Genomic DNA, 20,716 nt, shown 5'->3' on the forward strand with positions numbered 1-20,716 from the left:
GCCGCCGTCTCCAGGGTCCGCGCCGTTTAGGCGCGGGCTTCCTGCAGCAGCCGCTCTTCCTCGGCTGTCTGCGGGTTCCGGCCGATCGCCAGGCCTACCACCGTCACCACGGCGGAGACCGCGAGGTAGCCCGCGATCAGGAACCAGTTGCCGGTGGCGGCGTAGAGCGCCGTAAAGACCAGCGGGGCAATGGCGCCGCCGATCACGCCGGCGAGGGTGTAGGCCAGCGAGCTGCCGGCGTAGCGCAGCCGGGCCGGGAACTGCTCGGTGATGTAGGCGGCCTGCGGGCCGTACATGACCGCGTGGAAGGCAAGGCCGATTACGACGCCGATGGTGAGCATCAGCACGGACTTGCCTTGGATCATCAGGAAGAACAGCGGGATGTAGAGGGCCGTGCCAACGGCGGCGATGCCGTAGACGAGGCGGCGGTTGAAGCGGTCCGTCAGCGCGCCGGCGGCCGGGATCAGGGCGAGCTGGAAAGCCGAGCCGATCAGGATGGCGCCGAGGACGTTGCCGGTGGTCATGCCCAGCTGCTTGGTGGCGTAGAGGGCGACGAAGACAGTGAAGAGGGAGTAGAGCACGTCGGGGCAGATGCGGGACAGGGCGGCTGCCAGCAGCGCGCGGGGTTCCTTGGTGAAGACCTCTTTGATGGGGGCCTTGGGGGCCTCGCCGTGGGCTTGGATGGCCTTGAAGACGGGGGTTTCTTCGAGCTTGAGTCGGATCAGGAGGCCGAAGACCACCAGCAGGGCGGAGGCTAGGAAGGCCACGCGCCAGCCCCAGGACAGGAACGCCTCGTTACTGAGGGTTGCCGCGAGGAGGGCCAGCACACCGTTGGCCATCAGGTTGCCGGCCGGCGGGCCGATCTGGGCTGCCGAGGACCAGAAGCCGCGCTTGCGGGCGTCGCCGAATTCGCTGGAGAGCAGGACGGCTCCGCCCCATTCGCCGCCGACGCCGATGCCCTGCGCCAGGCGCAGCAGCACCAGGATCGCCGGAGCCGCGACGCCGATCGCGGAGTAGTCGGGGAGGGCGCCAATGAGCACCGTGGCGACGCCGATAAGCATCAGTGTGACCACCAGGACGTGCTTGCGGCCGATCTTGTCGCCGAGCCGGCCGAAGATGACGCCGCCGATCGGGCGGGCCAGGTAGCCGACGGCGAAGGTGGAGAAGGACAGCAACAGGCCGACCAGCTCGTCGCCCACCGGGAAGAAGATCTTGGGGAAGATCAGCGCCGACGCCACGGAGTAGATCGCGAAGTCGTAGTACTCCAGCGAGGTGCCGGTGAGGCTTGCGATGTAGGCCTTGAGGGCGCCAGGGGGCAGGTTCCTCTTGCCAGGCCTCTTGCCGGGCCTCTTGCTTGCGGCCGGGGCGGCCTGGTGCGGTGCGGTCATGATGTTCCTCCAGATGCGGGTGCTGCCTGTGCTGGGTGGGTGTGCTGAAGTCGCGCCGGGCTCAAGACGCAGCGCCGGTGAGGCTGTTGGTGTTCCTAGATGAATGAGGCGGTGCCGATGCCGGCAGCGCTAAGCGCTTCGCGAACCGCGGCTGCCATGGCTACGGCTCCCGGGGAGTCGCCGTGGACGCAGATGCTTTCGGCCCGGATTTTCAGGATGGAGCCATCGATGGTGCGGACGGCTGAATCGGTGGCCATCCGGAGGACATGTTCGGTGACCTCGGTGTGGTCGTGCAGCACGGCTCCGGGGAGGGTGCGGGAAACCAGGGTGCCGTCGCGGTTGTAGGCGCGGTCCGCGAAGGCTTCGGTAACCGCCCGGATCCCGGCCGCCTCTGCCAGGCGAAGCACTTCCGAGCCCGGCAGGCCCAGGATGGGCAGGTTCGGATCCACGGACTTCACCGCGTCGACGACGGCCCGCGCCTGCGCGGTGTGCGCGACGATCGCGTTGTACAGGCCGCCGTGCGGCTTGACGTAGCTGACCTGGCCGCCTTCCGCGGCGGCCAGGGCCTGCAGCGCACCGATCTGGTAGACGACGTCGTCCGCCAGCTCGTTCGGATCGATGTCGAGGAAGCGGCGACCGAAGCCGGCCAGGTCGCGGTAGCCGACGTGGGCGCCGATCCTGACGCCGGCGGCGACCGCCTCGCGGCAGGTCCGCCGGATGACGCTTGGGTCTCCGGCGTGGAAGCCGCAGGCCACATTGGCGCTCGAAACGGAGCGGAACATTGCTGTGTCGTCACCGAGGCTCCAGCGTCCGTAAGACTCGCCGACGTCGCTGTTCAGGTCGATGGTGTTTAGCCCGGTGTGTGCCATTTGTGATCCTCGTCTCAGTGCTTGGCCCCCTCTTAGGATGCACTATCCCGTGGGATTGTTCAACAATCCGACGATTCCCGTTTTGGACAATCGTGTACATTCGGCACTATGACGACTTCCGAAGCCAGCCCGCGCGCCCTGGCGGCCGCCGCGCGGCTGCGCATCGCCGTCCCCTCCGTGGCGGACCGGGTCGCGGCCGAACTCCGCCAGCAACTGGCCGACGGAGTGCTGCTGCCGGGCACCCGGCTGACCGAGTCGACGATTGCCGAAGACCTGGGCGTCTCACGCAACACCGTGCGGGAGGCCTTCGCCGAACTGGCCGCGGAGCGCCTGGTGGTCCGGCAGCCCAACCGCGGAGTGTTCGTGGCCAGCCTGGCCCCCGGCGACATCCACGATGTGTACACGGTGCGGCGCGCCGTCGAGGTCGCAGCCCTGCGCGGCGGAGGCACTCCGGAGCGGGTGGCCGCGGTCCGTGCCGCGGTCGAGGAAGGCAAGGCCGCGGCGGCCGCCGACGACGAGGAGGCTCTGGGCACCGCCAACCAGCACTTCCACCGCGCGATCGTGGCGCTGGCTGGCAGCCGCCGACTAGACACGATCATGTCGCAGGTTCTCGCCGAGATGCGGCTGTTCTTCCACAAGGCCACCGTGGACGCGCACTTCTACCGGAGCTACCTCGACGACAACGAGCACATCTGCGCCGCACTGGAAGCCGGCGAGCCTGACCGCGCAGCGGAGCTCCTGCTGGCCTACCTCGACCGCTCGGAACAGAAGCAGAGCGCCGTCCACGGCGCGTGAGGTCCCCGGGCGGCGGCCGTCAGGCGGATGTCACAGGCATTCGTCCACGATCTTGCCGGCCACTCCGCCGATGATGGTGCCAAGCCCGGCACCAGCGGCCCCCCCGAGGATGCCGCCGATCGCGGCGCCCGCCCCCGCCAAGGTCTCCTGCCAGTTCCCGCCGGACTTTTTGTAGACAACGCCGGTGCTGCCTCCGCCACCGTCCTCCGTAACGTCGCCGGACAGATAGGAGCCGGCCGACGCCGATGCGAAGGCGAGCGCTACCGGGCTGGCACCTGGTTGCAGGAGCAATTGGTCATAGGATTTCCGGACCTCGTGGTACGCCGCGGATGCCTCCTTCTTGCCGGAGCTGGCGGCAAATCCTTCCTCACAAATCCGGACCAGGACCGGGAGGTCCGCTTCCGTGATCAGCCCCATCTCCAGGAGCTTGTCCAGGATGATTTTGGTTGCCTTCAGCCGGTCGCCTTTGGCCTCCCGCATGATGCGTGCGGTCTCCCGTGAAACCGCGAACTGCAGGTCTCCTGCCCCGACTCCCAGCACCTGCTTTTTGTCCAACATTGTGCCCACCTCCATCAACTAGCGTCCTGCAAGTGCGCACAGGTTACGCCCGGGGAGGGGCTTCCGGAAGGCCCCGCGGGTTCCGCGACAGACCCCCGGCTCAGAGCCGCCGGGCTCCCGCGGCGGGGCGCGCGGCAAAGATCTCCGGCGCCCCGAATCCCTGCCCGGCAAAGGCCCGCAGCACGGCCTCTTCCACTCCCCGGGCTTCGGCCGCGGGAACCAGCGCGATGGCGGAGCCGCCAAACCCGCCCCCGGTCATCCGGGCGCCGATGGCCCCGGCGCCGCGGGCGGCGTCCACCGCGAGGTCCAGTTCCGCGCAGGAAATCTCAAAGTCGTCCCGCATGGAGCGGTGGCTCGCGTCCAGCAATTCGCCGATCGCCGCTGCGCCCCGGCTCTCCAGCAACGCGACGGTCCGTGCCACGCGGTCGTTTTCGTGGACGATGTGGCGGACCCTCCGGAAGGTTTCCCCGTCGAGAATACTTTCGGCGCGGGTTAGATCAGTGACGTCGAGGTCCCGCAGGGCACCCACGCCCATCAGCTCGGCACCCCGGGCGCAGGAGGCCCGCCGCGCCGCGTAGCCTCCGTTGGCATGGGCATGCGAGACCTTCGTGTCGATCACCAGGCACACCAGGCCGGCCCCCTCCAGTCCCAGCGGTACCCGGCGAAAGCTTCCGTCGCGGCAGTCCAGGTAAACCGCGCAGTCCTGGGCGCCCAGCATCGAGGCGTACTGGTCCATGATCCCGGTGGGGGCTCCGACCACGTTGTTCTCCGCCCGCCGCCCGACGTCCGCCAACTCGGTGGCGCCCAACTTCGCCCCGGCGAGCTCGGCGAGGGCGGATGCGACGGCGCACTCCAGCGCCGCCGACGAGGAAAGCCCCGCGCCGACCGGGACGTCCGAGGACACCAACAGCTCGAAGCCCGGGACGGAAACCCCGGCCCGCCCGAGCTCCCAGGCAACGCCGGCCGGGTAGGCGGACCAAGCCCCCGCTGGCCCGGGTGCGAAGGTGGCGGGGTCGAAGGTGTTCAGGTCAAACTCGACGGGCGCCGCCCCGGCGAAGGCGGATGCCAGCAGCACGCGGCGGTCATTGCGTGCGGCCACCGCGACCGTCGTCGCCCGGTCGATCGCGAACGGTAGAACCAGGCCCTCGTTGTAGTCGGTGTGCTCGCCGATCAGGTTCACCCGGCCCGGAGCCTGCCACAGCCCGTCCGGGGCATGCCCGAAGTGCGCGGTGAAGGCGTCGGCAAGCTTTACGGCGGGTCCCGCGGTTTCCGTCGGTGTCATGGCGTTCCTGTCCTGCCCGGGACGGTGTCCCGCAGCGCGGCGGCGACCTGTTCCGGTGTGGTGTCGTTGATGAAGGCGCCCATCGCGGCCTCGGAGCCGGCGAGGAATTTGAGCTTGTCCGCGGCCCGGCGTGGCGAGGTGATCTGCAGGTGGAGGTATCCGGAGCGGCGCAGGACCGGGTCCACCGGAGCCTGGTGCCAGGCGCTGATATACGGCGTCGGGGTGCCGTAGAGACCGTCGAGGCGGCCCAGGAGGTCCGGATACAGCACGGCCAGCTCGTCGCGTTCGGCACCGTTCAACGCCGCGAGGTCGGCCACCTGGCGGTGCGGGACGAGGTGGATTTCGAGCGGCCAGCGCGCCGCGAACGGCACATAGGCGCTGAAGTGCTCGCCTTCGACCAGCATCCGCGAGCCGTCGGCCCGTTCGCCGGCCAGGATGTGCCCGGTGAGGGTCCGTCCCGTGTCCGCGAGGAAGGCCTCGGCGGCCCTGGCCATCACCGCGGCCCGCGGCGTGAGGTACGGGTAGGCGTAGATCTGCCCGTGCGGGTGGTGCAGGGTCACGCCGATGTCCTGGCCGCGGTTTTCGAAGCAGAACACCTGCTGGACCCCGGGCAGCGCGCTGAGGGCTTCGGTACGGTGCGCCCACGCGTCGATCACGGTGCGGACCCGCCGGGTGCCCAGATCGGCGAAAGCGCCGGTGTGGTCAGGGGTGAACGCCACCACTTCACAGCGGCCGCCGGCAGTCCCGCGGGTTCCCCAGCCGGGCGAGGACGGTGCGGCGGCGAGGTCTGGCCCCAGCGAGGGGAAACGGTTTTCGAAGACGACGACGTCGTAGTCCGGCGCCGGGATCTCCGAGGGCCGGTCCGGGGTGCTGGGGCAGAGCGGGCATTCGTCCGCCGGCGGCAGGTGCGTCCGGTGCTGGCGGTGGGCCGCCACCGCCACCCACTCCCCGGTCAGCGCGTCGAAGCGGAGCTCACCGGAGGGGCCCCGCTCGGGCAGCGCCCGGGAGTCTTCCGTGCGGCGCTGCTGGGCGCGCGCGCCGTCGTCGAAGTAGAGCAGCTCCCGCCCGTCGGCGAGGCGCGTGCTGCTGACCGCCGTCAGCGATGCGGGGGCATCTTCCCGGCTGGTGCTGCTGGTCATGGTGTCGTCCTTGCGCGGATTGGGTGAAGCGGAATTGGGAGGGCGGAAATCGGGGAGGCGGGATGCGAAACGGGGCCGGGCGGGCCGCCGCTAAACGGCGAAGATGCTCCACGAGGCCCGGTGCGAGGCCCCCGGCTCCAGCCGCACCAGGTCCTGTCCGCTGTTGAAGGCATCCGGCGGGCAGCTCATCGGCTCGACGGCGAGCCCGGCCCTGCCGGTCGCGCGCGGCTCGGTGTCGCCGGTGAACAGCTGCAGCCAGGGCAGGCTCCGGTCCCAGGACATTCCGACGCCGTTGCCGCCGGGGTCCCGGACGGTCAGCCGGGCGCGGCCGGCGTCGTCGAAGCCCAGCCCGGTGAAGGCGTTGTCGATCTTCGTCGCGCCGATGGGACGCGGGGTGCGGAAGTTGAAGGCGTGCCCGCGCACCGGCTGCGGCCCTAGGGGCAGGCGCCGTTCCGGATCGGCCGCCAGGAAGGTGTCGGCCGAAAATTCCAGGGTCCACTCGTCCAGCGGTGCGGGACCGGCCAGCAGGTACGGATGCGGGCAGATGCCGTACGGCGCGGCCCGGTCCCCCGTGTTGGTGGCGGTCACCTCGGCGTGCAGGCCGTCCCCGTCCAGCCGGTAGCTGGCGGTGAGCCGGACCGCGAAGGGGTAGCCCGGCGCCGGGCCGAGGGTGCAGGCCAGCACCAGCGAGGACTCCCCCCGGGCCTCGGCTGTCCAGTCCTCGCCGAGGCCCAGGCCGTGCAGGGCGCAGCGGCGTTCGGGTTCGTTGACCGGCAACCGGTGGCTTCCGCCGTCGAAACTGTAGCGGCCGTCGGGAATCCGGTTCGGCCAGGGGGCCGCGATGATGCCGCGGAAGTCCGGGATCGGGCCGCCGGCCGGGAACGGGAGCACCAGATCGCGGTCCCCGTGCCGCAACTGGCGCAGGGCGCCGGCCCGCGCGGTAAACACGGCACTGTACCCGTCCGCCTCGATCCGGTGGTCGGCCCAGGTCACAGGCCGCCGGCCAGCCGGTAGTACGCCGCATTCCAGTTCAGTTCCTTCTTGAACTGCTTGATCGTGGTGCCCTCGTCGATGGCCAGCAGCTCGGTGCGGGCGATCTCGGCAAAGTCCTCGAAGACCTCCATGCCGACGGCGGTGGTCAGCACGGTGTGGTGGGCCGCGCCGGCGGTCAGCCAGGCAGTCGCGGAGGTGGCGAAGTCCGGCTTGGGCGACCAGAGGGCGCGCGCCACAGGAAGCTTCGGCAGCGGTTCGTCCAGGTCCACGACGTCGACGGCGTTTGCGACCAGGCGGAAGCGGTCGCGCATGTCCGAGAGCGCCACCACGACGCCGGGCCCGGCGTCCGTGTCGAAGACCATCCGGACGGGGTCCTCCTTGCCGCCGATGCCGAGCGGGTGGATCTCGACGCGCGGCTTGGAGGCGGTCAGCGAGGGGCAGACCTCCAGCATGTGGGCGCCCAGGATTTTCTCCTGGCCGGGGGTGAGGTGGTACGTGTAGTCCTCCATGAGGGAGGCTCCGCCGGGCAGGCCGGCGCCCATGACCTTGGCCGCGCGGACCAGGAGCGCGGTCTTCCAGTCGCCTTCGGCGCCGAAGCCGTAGCCGTCCGCCATCAGCCGCTGGACGGCCATGCCGGGCAGCTGCCGCAGCGCGCCAAGGTCCTCGAAGGAGGTGGTGAACGCGGCGGAGCCGTTGGCCTCAAGGAAATGCCGCAGGCCCAGCTCAATCCGGGCGCTGTAGCGCAGCGACTCGTGCCGCGCTCCCCCGGCCTTCAGCTCGGCGGCCACCTCGTAAAGCCGATCGTACTCCGCCACCAGCGCGTCGACGTCGGACTCCGCGGCGCCGTGAACGGCGTCCGCGAGCTCGTTGACGGACCAGGTGTTGACCGAGACGCCGAAGCGCAGTTCGGCCTCGGTCTTGTCGCCCTCGGTGACGGCCACGTTGCGCATGTTGTCCCCGAAGCGGGTCAGTTTGAGCGTCCGCACCGCGGCCCAGCCGGCGGAGGCGCGCTGCCACACCCCCACCTGGCGGGTGACCTCGGGGTTGGACACGTGGCCCACCACCGTCTTGCGCGGGATGCCCAGCCGCGACTGGATGTAGCCGAATTCCCGGTCGCCGTGCGCGGCCTGGTTCAGGTTCATGAAGTCGAAGTCGATCTCCGCCCAGGGGAGTTCCACGTTGGCCTGGGTGTGCAGGTGCAGCAACGGCTTGCGCAGCAGGTCCAGGCCCTGGATCCACATCTTCGCCGGCGAGAACGTGTGCATCCAGGCGGTCACGCCGATCACCGCGTCGTCGGAGTTCGCCTCGAGGGCGGTCCGCCGGATCGCGTCCGAGTCGGTCAACACGGGTTTCCAGACCACCCGGACCGGGACGTCGGAGGAGCTGTTGAGCTGGCGGGCGATCTCCTGCGACTGCTCCGCCACCTGCTTTAGGACGGCTTCGCCGTAGAGGTGCTGGCTGCCGGTGAGGAACCAGACCTCGTAGGGCTCAAGGGAGGTGTTGTGGGCGTGGGTCATGGGTTTCTCCTGGAAATTCTTGGGCTGGTCCGGGCCCTAGCGGCCGTAGACGTTCTGGTAGCGGGCGTGCAGGGCCTCGATCTTGGCCTGGTCGATCGGCAGCGGTTCGCCGAGCTGGCGGGAGATGTGCACGGTGCGGGCCACTTCTTCGCACATCACGGCGGACTTGACGGCCGCGCGGGCGTCCGCACCGAGGGTGAAGGGTCCGTGGTTCTGCATCAGCACCGCCGGGGAGTGCGAGCCGGACAGGGTCTCGACGATCCCGCGTCCGATCGCGTCGTCGCCGATCAGGGCGAACGGTCCCACCGGGATGCTGCCGCCGAATTCGTCGCCCATCATGGTCAGCACGCAGGGGATCGCTTCGCCCCGGGCCGCCCACGCGGTGGCGTAGGTGGAGTGGGTGTGGACCACCCCGCCCACCTCCGGCATATGCCGGTAGACGTATGCATGCGCGGCGGTGTCCGACGACGGCGTGAGCTCCGGGTTTTGCCACTGCGCCGGGGAACCCGCGGCCGCGGTTACGGGGTTGCCGTGCAGGTCCGTGACCACCATGAGGTCAGGGGAGAGCTCGTCGTAGGAGACGCCCGAGGGCTTGATCACCATCAGGTCGTGGCCGGGGACCCTGGCCGAGACGTTGCCGGCGGTCCAGACGACCAGTTCGTACCGGGTCAGTTCGGCGTGCAGGGAGCAGACTTCCCGGCGGAGCCGGGCGATGGTTTCCGGCAGATCTTCCGCTCCGGAGCTCATGCCGGGACCCCCGCGGACAGCAGCGGGGCGGCGGCTTTGCGCTGGATCGCCTTGAGCCGGTGCATGACCTCGTTGGCTCCCCTGCCGAAGTAGTCGTGCAGGGCCCGGTATTCGTGGAACAGTTCCTCGTAGGCTGCCACGTTTTCCGGGATCGGCGTGTAGACCGCTCCCGGTTCGGCGCCCATGGCTTCGGCCGCGGACCGGACGTCGGGGTAGCGGCCCGCGGCGACGGCCGCATGGATCGCCGCACCGAGCGCCGGGCCCTGCGTGGACCCGATCGTGGAGAGCCGCAGCCCCGTTACATCGGCGTAGATCTGCATCAGCAGCTGGTTCTTGATCAGTCCCCCGGCCACAATGAACTCGCGGACCGGAACCCCGGAGTCCCGGAAAGCGTCCACGATCGTGCGGGTACCGAACGCCGTCGCCTCCAGCAGGGCCCGGTAGGTGTCTTCGGGGCGGGTGGCCAGCGTCTGGCCGACAATGACGCCGGAGAGCTCGTGGTCGACCAGGACGGAACGGTTGCCCGAGTGCCAGTCCAGGGCGATCAGGCCGTGTTCGCCGATCGCCTGGCGCGAGGCGAGTTCGGTGAGGTACTCGTGGATGCCGAGCCCCCGTCCGGCTGCCGCTGCGTGGTATTCGGGCGGAACGCCGTTGCCCGTGAACCACCCGAAGATGTCGCCCACACCGCTCTGGCCCGCCTCGTAGCCCCAGAGTCCGTCCACGATCCCGCCGTCGACCGCACCACACATGCCCGGCACCTCGCTCAGCTCGGTCCCGTTCATGACGTGGCAGGTGGAGGTGCCCATGATCGCGACGAGCTGTCCGGGCTCGACTGCGCGGGCTGCCGGGGCGGTGACATGGGCGTCCACGTTGCCGACGGCGACGGCGATCCCCGCCGGCAGCCCGGTCCAGGCGGCGGCCTCGGCCGTGAGGTAGCCGGCTGCGTCGCCGAGCCGGCCGATCGTGTGCTCCAGCTTGCTGCTGACGAAATCCTTGAAGTCCGGGTTGAGCGCAGCCAGGTAGTCCTCCGAGGGGTATTTGCCGTCCTGGTAGATGCCCTTGTAGCCGGCCGTGCAGGCGTTCCGGACGTAGCTTCCGCAGAGCTGCCAGACGATCCAGTCCGCCGCCTCGACCCACCGGTCCATGGCCGCGTAGACCTCGGGGGCTTCCTCCAGGAGCTGGAGGCCCTTGGCGAACTCCCATTCGGAGGAGATCAGGCCGCCGTAGCGCGGCAGCCATTCCTCGCCGCGCTCCCGGCCGAGGGCGTTGATCCGGTCCGCTTGCGGCTGCGCCGCGTGGTGACGCCAGAGCTTGACGTAGGCGTGCGGGCTGTTCGCGAACTCCGGCAGTTCGTTCAGCGGCGTCCCGTCGGCCTTGACCGGCACCATGGTGCAGGCGGTGAAGTCGGTGGCGATCCCGACGACGGCGGCCGGATCGATCCCGGCGTCGGCGACGGCAGCGGGGACCGCGTGCCGGAGGACGTCACGGTAGTCGTCGGGAACCTGCAGCGCCCAGTCCCCCGGCAGACGGGCGGCGTCAGCGCCGGCCAACTCGGCGGGGAGGGTGTCGGTCAGGACGGCGTGCGGGTAGTCGAAGACGCCGCTGCCGAGTTCCTTGCCGTCGCGCACCCGCACCACCACGGCCCGGCCGGAGAGGGTGCCGTAGTCCACCCCGATGACATAGTTTTCGGTGCCGTCAGCTGTGACGTCCATGAAATCCTCCAGTTACGTGCCCGCCAGACCGCGGGCTGAGCTCAATTGTGAGCGCTAACACTTTGGCTGTCAAGGAGTGCGCCGGCTTGGGTGCGCAGCCGGCGGCGGCAGTCGGGGATTGCGGGCGGGGCGGACTAGGCGATGCTGGCGGTGCTCGCGCGGACTACCAGCTCGGGCGCCACTACGGTATTCCCGCTCGGCGCACCGTGCTCGATCTGGGCCAGAATCACGTCCACGCAGCGCCGCCCCAGCTCCCGGAAGTCCTGCCGGACGGTGGTCAGGGGCGGGGTGAAGTACGCGGCCTCGGGCTGGTCGTCGAAGCCGACCACCGAGACATCCTGCGGCACCCTGACACCGGCCTCCGTGAAGGCCCGCAGCAGGCCCAGTGCCATCTGGTCGTTGCCCACCAGGACCGCAGTGGCGGTGCGGTCGGCGGCGAGCTTGCGGCCAAGCCGGTACCCGCTGCCGGCACTCCAGTCGCCCTCCAGTTCAAGGTCCGGTTCGAGTCCCATCTCCGCCAGCTGCTCGCGCCAGCCCTGGGCGCGCGCGTGGGCATCCATCCAGTCCCGCGGTCCGGAAATGTGCCCGATCCGGCGGTGCCCCTCGCTGATCAGGTGCGCCACCGCCATGCGGGCGCCGAGCTTCTGGTCCACCATGGCGCCGCTGAACCGGCCGGGGCTGCCGGCGCCCACGACGACGACGGGCACCTGGAGGTTGAGGCTCTCGAGGGTCTGGACTGTTCCGCCGTGCGGGACGATCACGATGATGCCGTCGGCGCCCTGGTCGGTGAAATGCCGGACGGCGTCGGCGATGGAATCCGCGCTGGAGTCCTTGAGGGCCGCAATGCTGACAAAGTACCCGGCCTCCCGGGCGGCCTGCTGGACCCCCACCAGGGTGTTTGCCGGGCCGTACTGCGCGAGCTCGACGCCGAGGACCCCGATGGTCTGGGAGCGGCGGGTGACCAGGCTCCGGGCCGCGGTGTTGCGCCGGTACCCGAGCTCGGCGATGGCTGCCTCGACCCGGTCCCGGGTGGCCTTGCTGACGTTGGGGTGGTTGTTGACCACCCGCGACACCGTCTGGTGGGACACGCCGGCCCGCGAGGCCACGTCCTCAAGTCGTGGCGGACGTCGTTCGTTAGCGTTCCCCGGCTGAGGCATCTTCCACTCCCTGTGCAATGTGTTGTCAACATCCTACGGCCGGAGCCGAAGCCCCCTCGGCCGCGCCCATTCTGTGACTTGACTCACAAGCCGGGCCGGTGCTACGTTCATCAAACAGACTTGTTAGCGCTAACACAAGCGGGCATAATCTAGGCTCGTCGGGACATGGCTAACCGGACCTCATCCATACTGGGCTCTCTAGTTGCGCAGGCGCTTCCAGAGCCCGTATCAGTTCGCGGACTGTGCTGTCCGCGGAAGGAGAATATCGTGAGAATGAAGAAACTCCTGGGCGCGTTCGCCGTCGTCCTGGCCATCACCGCCGGGGCCACCGGCTGCGGGAGCCGCGGCGGCGCCGCCGCCCCGTCGTCGGCTGCGGCCTCGGATGCCGCCGGCGCCCTGGTCGGCATCTCGATGCCCACCCAGACTTCCGAGCGGTGGATCGCGGACGGTAAGAACGTCTCCGAATCCGTCACGAAGCTCGGCTACAAGGCGGACCTGCAGTTCGCCAACGACGACATCCCGACGCAGGTCTCGCAGATCGAGAACATGCTCACCAAGGGCGCCAAGGCCCTGATCATCGCCGCGATCGACGGCACCACGCTGACCGATGTCCTCGCCAAGGCGAAGGAGCAGAACGTCAAGGTCATCGCCTACGACCGGCTCATCAACGGCTCGCCCAACGTGGACTACTACACCACTTTCGACAACTACACGGTGGGCGTCCAGCAGGCCACGTCGCTGCTGACCGGCCTGGGGCTGGTCGACGCGAGCGGCAAGAAGGTGGACGGCAAGGGTCCCTTCAACGTGGAGCTCTTCGCCGGCAGCCCGGATGACAACAACGCCAACTTCTTCTGGAGCGGCGCCATGGACACGCTCAAGCCGTACCTCGATGCAGGCGCCCTGAAGGTTCCGAGCGGCCAGACCAAGTTCGAGCAGGCCGCCATCCTCCGCTGGCAGGCTCCCGTGGCCCAGAAGCGGATGGAGGACATCCTGACCGCGGCCTACAGCTCCGGCAAGAAGCTCGACGGCGTGCTCTCCCCGTATGACGGCCTGTCCATCGGCATCATCTCGGCACTGACCAGCACCGGCGGCTACGCCAAGGGCAGCCTGCCGATCGTCACCGGGCAGGATGCCGAGAAGGGCTCCGTGAAGTCCATCATCGCCGGCGAGCAGTATTCCACCATCTTCAAGGACACCCGCCAGCTTGGCGCCCAGGCCGTAAAGATGGTCGACGCCGTACTCAAGGGCCAGGAGCCGGAGACCAACGACACCAAGACCTACAACAACAAGGTCAAGGTTGTTCCGGCCTACCTGCTCAAGTCCGTGATCATCACCAAGGACAACTACAAGAAGGAACTCATCGACTCCGGCTACTACACCGACGCCGACGTCAAATAGCCGAACCAGCGGGTGCGGCCGGGCCACCGGCCGCACCCGCTGTGCAGAGGCCCCTTATTAACCGCAGAGCGGTCCAGTTTCGACCAGTCAGTGGGAATTGACGATGAAAACACCCATTCTTCAAATGCGAGGAATCACCAAGACCTTTCCGGGCGTGAAGGCCCTGCAGGACGTCACCCTGGAGGTGAACCGCGGCGAGGTCCACGCGATTTGCGGCGAAAACGGCGCCGGCAAGTCCACCCTCATGAAGGTGCTGTCCGGCGTCTACCCGCACAGCTCCTTCGACGGTGAGATCCTCTTCGAAAACGAACCCTGCAATTTCTCCGACATCTCGGACAGCGAAGAGCGCGGCATCGTCATCATCCACCAGGAATTGGCGCTCAGCCCGTACCTGTCCATCGCCGAGAACATCTACCTCGGCAACGAACAGGCCACGAACGGCTGGGTGGACTGGCGCAAGACCAACCTCGAGGCCGCCAAGCTGCTGGCCCGGGTGGGCCTGAGCGAGAATCCCGTCACCCCGGTCCAGCAGATCAGCGTCGGCAAGCAGCAGCTGGTCGAAATCGCCAAGGCGCTCTCCAAGAAGGTCAAGCTCCTCATCCTCGATGAGCCGACGGCGGCCCTAAACGACGAAGATTCGGGCCACCTGCTGGACCTGATCCTGCACCTCAAGGGCCAGGGCGTCACCAGCATCATCATCAGCCACAAGCTCAACGAGATCCGCAAGGTTGCGGACGCCGTCACGATCATCCGGGACGGCAAGACCATCGAGACCCTCCGCCTCGACGAAGGCAGCGTCACCCAGGAGCGCATCATCCGCGGGATGGTGGGCCGCGACCTGGAAAGCCTGTACCCGGAGCGTGAGCCCGTGATCGGCGAGGAAGTCCTCCGGATCGAAGACTGGTCTGTCCGGCACCCGCAGGACCACAGCCGCATGGTGGTCAACAACGCCAGCCTCAATGTCCGCAGGGGTGAAGTGGTGGGACTGGCCGGCCTCATGGGTGCCGGCCGGACGGAGCTGGCCATGAGCGTCTTCGGCCGCTCCTACGGCACCGCGACGTCCGGGAAGGTGTTCAAGCACGGCAAGGAGATCAACACCTCCACCGTTGCCGAAGCCATCAAACACGGCCTCGCCTACGCCACCGAGGACCGCAAGCTCTATGGCCTGAACCTCATCGAGGACATCAAGCGCAACATTTCCATGGCCGCGCTGCGCAAGCTTGCCAAGGGCGGCTGGGTGGACAAGAACAAGGAAACCCTGGTGGCCAACGGCTACCGGAAGAGCATGAACATCAAGGCCCCTTCCGTGGCGGCCATCACCGGGAAGCTTTCCGGCGGCAACCAGCAGAAGGTCGTGCTGAGCAAGTGGATGTTTTCCGATCCGGATGTGCTCATCCTCGACGAGCCCACCCGCGGAATCGACGTGGGCGCCAAGTTCGAGATCTACACGATCATCGCCAAGCTGGCCGCCGAGGGTAAGGCGGTCATCGTCATCTCCTCCGAGCTGCCGGAGCTGCTGGGCATCTGCGACAGGATCTACACCCTGTCCGCGGGCCATGTCACCGGCGAGGTGCCCATCGCCGAGGCATCCCAGGAAACCCTCATGCACTACATGACCCAAGAGAAGGAATAGCGAACATGTCCGCCCTACGAGAATCCCTCGGCTTCCTGACCAGCCGCCTCCGCCAGGTTGGCATCTTCGTCGCCCTGATCCTGATCGTCCTGCTGTTCCAGGTCCTGACCGACGGCATCCTGCTGGAGCCCCAAAACGTCACCAACCTAGTCGTTCAAAACAGCTACATCCTGATCCTCGCGATCGGCATGGTGATGGTCATCATCGCCGGCCACATCGACCTGTCCGTGGGCTCCGTCGCCGGCTTCATCGGCGCCGTCGCCGGCGTCATGATCGTGCACTGGGGCTGGCCCTGGTGGGCGGCCATCCCGGCCTGCCTCCTGGTCGGCGCGCTGGTCGGCGCGTGGCAGGGCTATTGGATTGCCTACGTCGGCATCCCCGCATTCATCGTCACCCTCGCCGGCATGCTGATCTTCCGCGGCCTGACCCTGATCACGCTCAAGAACCAGCAGATCACCCCGTTCCCGGCGGAGCTGCGCGCCCTCGGCGGCGGATTCCTTCCCGACATCTCCGGCGGGACCTCGGTGCTGGAATGGCTCACCGTCATCCTGGGCGTCGGAGCCACGCTGGCCCTGTTGATCCAGTCCATCAAGGAACGTAGGATCCGCGCGAAGTTTGAGCTGGAGAACGAGCCCATGACCTGGTTCGTGATTAAGACCGCGTTCATTGCGCTGCTCATGCTGGTCATCACCTTCCTGCTGGCCAGCTACCGCGGCACCCCGATTGTCCTGATCGTGCTCGCGGTCCTCGTGATCGTCTACAGCGCCCTGATGAACAACAGCGTTTTCGGCCGCCACACCTACGCGATCGGCGGGAACCTGCACGCCGCGGAGCTGTCCGGCATCAAGACCAAGGCCGTCACCTTCCGCCTGTTCGTGAACATGGGCGTCCTCGCCGCGCTGGCCGGCCTGGTGTTCACCGCGCGGCTCAACTCCGCGCAGCCTGCCGGCGGCACCGGCTTCGAACTGGATTCCATCGCGGCGGCCTTCATCGGCGGCGCCGCGGTCACGGGCGGCATCGGCACCGTGGCGGGCGCCATGATCGGTGGCCTCATCATGGGTGTGCTCAACAACGGCATGTCCATCCTGGGCCTCGGCACCGACTACCAGCAGCTCATCAAGGGCCTGGTGCTGCTGATCGCCGTCGGCTTCGACATCTTCAACAAGAACCGCGGCGGCGGGGGCAGCGCCCTGGGGAACCGCTTCAAGCGCAACACCACTCCCCCGGCCACCGAGACTGCCGCTCCCCCCGCGGCACGTCCCGCCGGCGCCGCTGAGGAACCGGCCCGGACCGCGACCGTCCCCACCCCCTGACCCGTCGTCGCGCAAAATTCCTGTCGACCCCCGAATTCCGGGGTCGGCAGGAATTTTCCGCGTCGCGGCCCGATTTTCACGGACGAATGCCGGCCGCCAAAGTCCGGCACCGGCGGCTTGCTAGGCTGAAAACATGAAACGTCCCCTCGCCGCTGTTTCCCTTGCCGTCCTCGTGGTTGTCCTGACCGGCTGCGGCCAGGTGCAGCAGGCCGCCGAGAAGGCCGTCAACGACGGCGCTTCCCAGGTCGCGACCGCGGCCGGCAGCGAGATCAAGAAGCAGGCCTGCTCCCTCGTGGCGGACGGCCTGGTCAGCGTCCAGGACAAGAAGGCCCTTGGCGGCCTGGTGGCCGGTGCCCAGGGCGCCGGAGTGCCTGCGGAGATCACCACCCCGCTGAAGCAGATCGCGGATTCGGGCGACCAGGTGCCGGCCGATTCGGTCAAGGCCCTACAGGACGCCTGCGCCAAGTAGCTGGCAGTTGTTGCGAGCCAGCTGGGTGGGCTGGCTAGCGCTTTCCCTTTTTCCGGGATCCTTTGCCGCGGCCCTTGTCCGGGTTCGGCGCGTACCGTTGCGCCACCTTGGGTTTCTTGACTGCGGGCCCGCGCCGGTCCGGCTTCGGCTCGCGCTTGGGTTTCTCCTGCTGGGCCGAGGGCTGCCGGGAACTGGCCGCGGTGCGGCCGCGGACGATCCCGATGAACTCCTCGATCACCGCATCCGTTGAGTCGCTGGGCCAGGCCAGGGCGATTTCGGTCGTTGGCGCGCCGGTAAGCTTCCGGGCCACCGTGTCCTTGACGTTGAAGTGCCGCGCCACGGACATCGGCAGGATGGCCAGCCCGGCACCGGTGGCCACCACCTGCAGCGCCTGTTCGGGTCCGCCAAGGGCAGCCACATCGAGGAACGTCTCGGCGGCCAGGTCAGCCAGCGCGACCTCCTCGAACACGGAGATCTCATGGCCCTTCGGCGCCACCACCACGGGTTGCTCTTCGTAGAGCGGGATGACGCTCAGGCCCTCGCGCTCCACCGGCAGGCGGACGAAGCTCAGGTCCGCCGAGCCGTCGCGCAGCACCGCGAGCTGGGCGCCGTCGTCGGACATGAACGAGTGCAGCGGAACATCGGGCATCCGCTCTTCCCAGCGTCGGATCCATTTACCGGGAGTCACGCCGGCAACATACGCGAACCTCAGTTCCCGGCTCTCGGGTACCGATTCGTCGTGGGGCTGGGCTGTTTCTTCTTCTGCGGGCACAGGTTCACAGTACCGTCAGTGCCGCAGGATGCTCCCGCCCCGGCGGCCGCTTGGTGTTGCTTTGCTGCCGCTTTGGTCCTGCTTTGGTGCCGCTTTGGTGCCCTGCGGGCGCCCCGCCGGATACCCTTGAAGCATGACCTCTGCAAACTCCCAGTCCATGAAGCCGGCCACCGTTGCCAAGAAGCTTGGCATCTACCTGCCCGCTACACCCCAGGAGTTCCAGGATTCGGTTATCACCCGCGCTGATTTCGCCGAGCTCCAGGCCAATCCGCCGGAGTGGCTCGCCGAACTGCGCCGCACCGGTCCGCACCCGCGCCCGGTTGTCGCGCAGAAACTCAACGTCTCCATCAGCGGCCTCGCCCGCGGCGGCGTCGAGGAGGCGCTGACGACGGCGGAAATCACCGCGCTGCTGCAGGCCCCCCCGGCCTGGCTGGTCGCCGAGCGCGCCACCCACGCCGCGGTCCGCGCCGAAGCCCAGCGCGTCAAGGACGAGGCTGCCAAGAAGGACGCCAAGAAGGCCCGCGCCAAGGCCGAGTAGCCGCTGCCGTTTCGACGGTTCCGCGCCCACTCGACGCCGCTAACCGCCCTGCCGGCAGACAACCGTCGAAACGGCGCTGCCGTCGCTTAGTCCTGGTGCAGCTGGACGTAGTTCCCGCAGCCGTCGTCGAGCACCACGCTCGTACCCCAGGGTCCGTCTGAAGGTTCCGCCTGGAAGATGACACCCTTGGCCGTCAGCCGCTCGTACTCCGCCCGCACGTCCGGTACGCCGAGCACGATCGCGGGCAGACCGGCGTCGTGAACCGCATTCATGTACGCGGCGCCGATAGGGTTGTCGCTGGGCTCCAGCAACAGCCCCGCGGACTCTCCGCCGCCGGGGTCCTTGATGATGTAAAGGTTCTGTTCCGGCAGCGCCATGAGCGTTTCGAACCCCAGGATTCCGGTATAGAACTCGTGGGCCGCCGCCGGGTCCTTGACGTGGATACTGCACATCTTCAGTCGCATGGGCCCTAGGCTACCCGGGACGCACCCGGGTGGGAACCGCGTGGGAACCGGCCATTGACGGCCTGCGCGGGATGGATTCCAATGGAAGCAGCGGAACTGCACCCGCCCGGGACGGGTTCCGCAGGAGGTGCGCCATGCCGTCACTATCAGGCTCCGCCCCGCTGGGGGCGTGGCAGTTCGCGTCCCTTGCCTTCCTCGTCGCGGCCGCGGTGGCCGGCACGGTCTACCTCGTCCGGAAGCACCGGGCGTCCGACGGCGGGCTACCGGACGCTGTGTTCTGGGACGGTTTCGCAGGGATCGCGGTCGTCGCCCCCGCTGTGCTCCTGCCATCGCTGGTTTCCCCGTGGACCGGGCTCATGCTCGCAGCCGTGGCCGTTATGACGGCTGCTGCCAGCTACCGCTGGACGCCTAGGCTGTTCCGCTGGCAGGAAGCAAGGCGTACCGCCCGGGGCGCCGCAGCCGCCGATGCAGCCGCGGCCATCCGGCACCGCGCGGTCCTCGCACGGTGGCAGCGCTACGAACTGGATCCCGCATTCTGCATCGATTTCCCGGCCATGAGCGATCCGGCCCGGCCGGAAACCGCCGCGATGCTGAAGGCGATGAAGGCGGCCGAACGGCTACGCCACGGATCCGGCCCGGACGGCCAGGCACCCGGCGGCTACAGCACCGCCGTCGACCGGCTGGAACAGGCACTGGCGGAGGCAGAGCGCGCCGCCGGCGCGTTGCAGGTTTCCACTGAAGGGGCACGATGACTGACGTCACGATTATCGGCAGCGGCAACATGGCCCGGGCGATTGGCCTGAGGGCGGTCGCGGCCGGACGCTCCGTCCAGGTCCTGGACCGGAGTCCGGACAACGCCGCCAAGCTTGCGGCGGAGCTGGGTCCGGCTACGACGTCGGGCGGCCTCGGCGATGTGCCCGAGGGCGACATTGTGGTCCTGGCCCTCTACTTCGAACCGGCCAAGGAAGTCGCAACCCACTACGGCGACACGCTCAGCGGCAAGACGGTGATCGAGATCAGCAACCCGGTCAATATGGAAACCGGGGACTCGCTGGAGGTCGAACCGGGGACCTCGGCGGCGGAAGAGATCGCCCGGCTGCTGCCCGGAGCCCGGGTGGTGAAGGCCTTCAACACGACGTTCGCGGGCACCCTGGCGGAGGGCTCGGCGAAGGGCATGGCGCTGGATGTCTTTATCGCCTCCGACTCAGAGGCGGCCCGCAATGAGGTGGCGGCCTTTGTCGCCGCGGCAGGACTCCGGCCCCTCCAGGTCGGGGCGTTGCGGCACGCCCGCGAACTGGAGGGGATGCAGCTGCTGGTGATCGGCCTGCAGCTGAACCCGGCCTATGAATCCTTCAATTGGGGGACGGCGCTCAAAATCATCGACTGAGATGATCGGCTGAGCAGCGCCGCCGGCCGGGCCGGCCTAAAGTTCGACCGTACCGCTTTCGCCGACGCTCATCCGGCTGTTGGTGACCTTCGACTTCACCCACTGCAGCACAGTCGCGGCCGTTCCGCCCGGGCTGGTCCAGTACTCGGCCGAATCGGAGTCCACGCGCAGCAGTACCACCTCGGGGGTGTCCGGCCCGTCCGGGAACCATGCCTCGACAGCCTGGTTCCACCGGTCGCGGATGGCCTGCCGGTCCGTGACCACTTCCGCCGTACCGGCCACCGACACCCACTCGGTGCCCTTGCCGAAGGACACATTCACCGCGGGGTTGGCCTTGACGTGTGCCACCTGCGAGGTGCCCTCCGAGGTGAAGAACCACATGTCGCCGTCGTCCTGGACGTCCTGGACGGCCAGCGGGCGGCTGACGAGGGCGCCCTGCCCGTTGATAGTGGTGAACATCCCGATCCGCGAATCGTTAATGATGTCCGTCACCTTGCTGATGTCCTGTGCGTCCGACATGCGCTCACCTCGTCCTTGATCCAATGGAGGAAGGTCCTCCTGCCGCCAGCCTATTGATAAGTGTGC

Annotated in this window: 21 protein-coding genes; 8 read left to right on the forward strand and 13 right to left on the reverse strand. The window is 68.4% G+C overall.

Features of this window, described 5'->3' with window-relative positions; genetic code table 11:
* Nucleotides 1-26: 26 nt before the first annotated feature.
* Nucleotides 27-1,388, reverse strand: coding sequence for an MFS transporter (locus AC1DBD_RS07930; protein WP_476981789.1), 1,362 nt, complete (start codon nucleotides 1,386-1,388; stop codon nucleotides 27-29).
* A 95-nt stretch (nucleotides 1,389-1,483) separates the two neighbouring features.
* A complete protein-coding gene (locus tag AC1DBD_RS07935) occupies nucleotides 1,484-2,257 on the reverse strand; it encodes a LamB/YcsF family protein (protein ID WP_476893459.1) in 774 nt (257 codons plus the stop codon).
* A gap of 108 nt (nucleotides 2,258-2,365) precedes the next feature.
* On the opposite strand from AC1DBD_RS07935, the gene AC1DBD_RS07940 reads away from it, so the two are divergent.
* A complete protein-coding gene (locus AC1DBD_RS07940; protein ID WP_476926361.1) occupies nucleotides 2,366-3,052 on the forward strand; it encodes a GntR family transcriptional regulator in 687 nt (228 codons plus the stop codon).
* Nucleotides 3,053-3,082: 30 nt separating this feature from the next.
* Here the strand turns inward: AC1DBD_RS07940 and AC1DBD_RS07945 are convergent, their stop codons facing one another.
* The 8 genes from AC1DBD_RS07945 to AC1DBD_RS07980 form a co-directional block, all read right to left on the reverse strand.
* The gene (locus AC1DBD_RS07945; RefSeq protein WP_476893460.1) at nucleotides 3,083-3,610 is read right to left on the reverse strand and encodes a hypothetical protein; all 528 of its coding nucleotides are present in this window, start codon (nucleotides 3,608-3,610) and stop codon (nucleotides 3,083-3,085) included.
* 100 nt (nucleotides 3,611-3,710) lie between these two features.
* Entirely contained in the window at nucleotides 3,711-4,892 is a 1,182-nt protein-coding gene (galK, locus tag AC1DBD_RS07950) for a galactokinase (RefSeq protein ID WP_441419094.1), read from the reverse strand.
* A complete protein-coding gene (galT, locus tag AC1DBD_RS07955; RefSeq protein ID WP_441419095.1) occupies nucleotides 4,889-6,031 on the reverse strand; it encodes a galactose-1-phosphate uridylyltransferase in 1,143 nt (380 codons plus the stop codon). The genes galK and galT overlap by 4 nt, the downstream gene beginning before the upstream one ends.
* 90 nt (nucleotides 6,032-6,121) lie before the next feature.
* Nucleotides 6,122-7,024: an aldose 1-epimerase family protein gene (locus AC1DBD_RS07960; RefSeq protein ID WP_441419096.1), complete on the reverse strand. Its 903-nt coding sequence runs from the start codon at nucleotides 7,022-7,024 to the stop codon at nucleotides 6,122-6,124.
* Nucleotides 7,021-8,541: an L-arabinose isomerase gene (gene araA, locus AC1DBD_RS07965; protein ID WP_441419097.1), complete on the reverse strand. Its 1,521-nt coding sequence runs from the start codon at nucleotides 8,539-8,541 to the stop codon at nucleotides 7,021-7,023. Before araA ends, AC1DBD_RS07960 begins: the two co-directional genes overlap by 4 nt.
* 36 nt (nucleotides 8,542-8,577) lie before the next feature.
* Nucleotides 8,578-9,288, reverse strand: coding sequence for an L-ribulose-5-phosphate 4-epimerase (locus AC1DBD_RS07970; protein ID WP_476981790.1), 711 nt, complete (start codon nucleotides 9,286-9,288; stop codon nucleotides 8,578-8,580).
* Nucleotides 9,285-11,000 (reverse strand): ribulokinase, encoded by a 1,716-nt coding sequence (araB, locus tag AC1DBD_RS07975; RefSeq protein WP_476917291.1) that lies wholly within the window; start codon nucleotides 10,998-11,000, stop codon nucleotides 9,285-9,287. Before araB ends, AC1DBD_RS07970 begins: the two co-directional genes overlap by 4 nt.
* Nucleotides 11,001-11,134: 134 nt before the next feature.
* Nucleotides 11,135-12,157, reverse strand: coding sequence for a LacI family DNA-binding transcriptional regulator (locus AC1DBD_RS07980; RefSeq protein WP_441419100.1), 1,023 nt, complete (start codon nucleotides 12,155-12,157; stop codon nucleotides 11,135-11,137).
* A 273-nt stretch (nucleotides 12,158-12,430) separates the two neighbouring features.
* Here AC1DBD_RS07980 and chvE point away from each other — a divergent pair, with 273 nt between their 5' ends.
* The 4 genes from chvE to AC1DBD_RS08000 all read left to right on the forward strand — a co-directional run bounded on the left by chvE (nucleotide 12,431) and on the right by AC1DBD_RS08000 (nucleotide 16,970).
* Entirely contained in the window at nucleotides 12,431-13,555 is a 1,125-nt protein-coding gene (gene chvE / locus AC1DBD_RS07985; RefSeq protein ID WP_441419179.1) for a multiple monosaccharide ABC transporter substrate-binding protein, read from the forward strand.
* A gap of 103 nt (nucleotides 13,556-13,658) precedes the next feature.
* Nucleotides 13,659-15,188 carry a multiple monosaccharide ABC transporter ATP-binding protein gene (gene mmsA / locus AC1DBD_RS07990; protein ID WP_441419101.1) on the forward strand — a complete coding sequence of 510 codons (1,530 nt, stop codon included), beginning with the start codon at nucleotides 13,659-13,661 and terminating at the stop codon, nucleotides 15,186-15,188.
* Nucleotides 15,189-15,193: 5 nt separating this feature from the next.
* On the forward strand, nucleotides 15,194-16,501 hold the full coding sequence (mmsB, locus tag AC1DBD_RS07995) for a multiple monosaccharide ABC transporter permease (RefSeq protein ID WP_476981791.1): 1,308 nt from the start codon (nucleotides 15,194-15,196) through the stop codon (nucleotides 16,499-16,501).
* A gap of 133 nt (nucleotides 16,502-16,634) precedes the next feature.
* Nucleotides 16,635-16,970, forward strand: coding sequence for a hypothetical protein (locus tag AC1DBD_RS08000; RefSeq protein WP_441419103.1), 336 nt, complete (start codon nucleotides 16,635-16,637; stop codon nucleotides 16,968-16,970).
* A gap of 34 nt (nucleotides 16,971-17,004) precedes the next feature.
* Here AC1DBD_RS08000 and AC1DBD_RS08005 read toward each other — a convergent pair whose 3' ends face one another.
* Entirely contained in the window at nucleotides 17,005-17,742 is a 738-nt protein-coding gene (locus AC1DBD_RS08005) for a LysR family substrate-binding domain-containing protein (RefSeq protein ID WP_476909597.1), read from the reverse strand.
* 133 nt (nucleotides 17,743-17,875) lie between these two features.
* Between AC1DBD_RS08005 and AC1DBD_RS08010 the strand changes: the two genes are divergently transcribed.
* Complete coding sequence (locus AC1DBD_RS08010; protein ID WP_138767873.1) at nucleotides 17,876-18,280, forward strand: DUF5997 family protein; 405 nt, start codon at nucleotides 17,876-17,878, stop codon at nucleotides 18,278-18,280.
* An 86-nt stretch (nucleotides 18,281-18,366) separates the two neighbouring features.
* Here the strand turns inward: AC1DBD_RS08010 and AC1DBD_RS08015 are convergent, their stop codons facing one another.
* Entirely contained in the window at nucleotides 18,367-18,744 is a 378-nt protein-coding gene (locus AC1DBD_RS08015; protein ID WP_441419105.1) for a VOC family protein, read from the reverse strand.
* Between the two features lie 134 nt (nucleotides 18,745-18,878).
* Between AC1DBD_RS08015 and AC1DBD_RS08020 the strand changes: the two genes are divergently transcribed.
* The gene (locus tag AC1DBD_RS08020) at nucleotides 18,879-19,496 is read left to right on the forward strand and encodes a hypothetical protein (protein WP_476981792.1); all 618 of its coding nucleotides are present in this window, start codon (nucleotides 18,879-18,881) and stop codon (nucleotides 19,494-19,496) included.
* Nucleotides 19,493-20,131, forward strand: coding sequence for an NADPH-dependent F420 reductase (locus AC1DBD_RS08025; RefSeq protein ID WP_476893464.1), 639 nt, complete (start codon nucleotides 19,493-19,495; stop codon nucleotides 20,129-20,131). The genes AC1DBD_RS08020 and AC1DBD_RS08025 overlap by 4 nt, the downstream gene beginning before the upstream one ends.
* A gap of 36 nt (nucleotides 20,132-20,167) precedes the next feature.
* Here the strand turns inward: AC1DBD_RS08025 and AC1DBD_RS08030 are convergent, their stop codons facing one another.
* A complete protein-coding gene (locus AC1DBD_RS08030; RefSeq protein ID WP_476981793.1) occupies nucleotides 20,168-20,650 on the reverse strand; it encodes a pyridoxamine 5'-phosphate oxidase family protein in 483 nt (160 codons plus the stop codon).
* Nucleotides 20,651-20,716 lie beyond the last annotated feature (66 nt).

The organism is Arthrobacter sp. 10T419 (assembly GCF_056394105.1).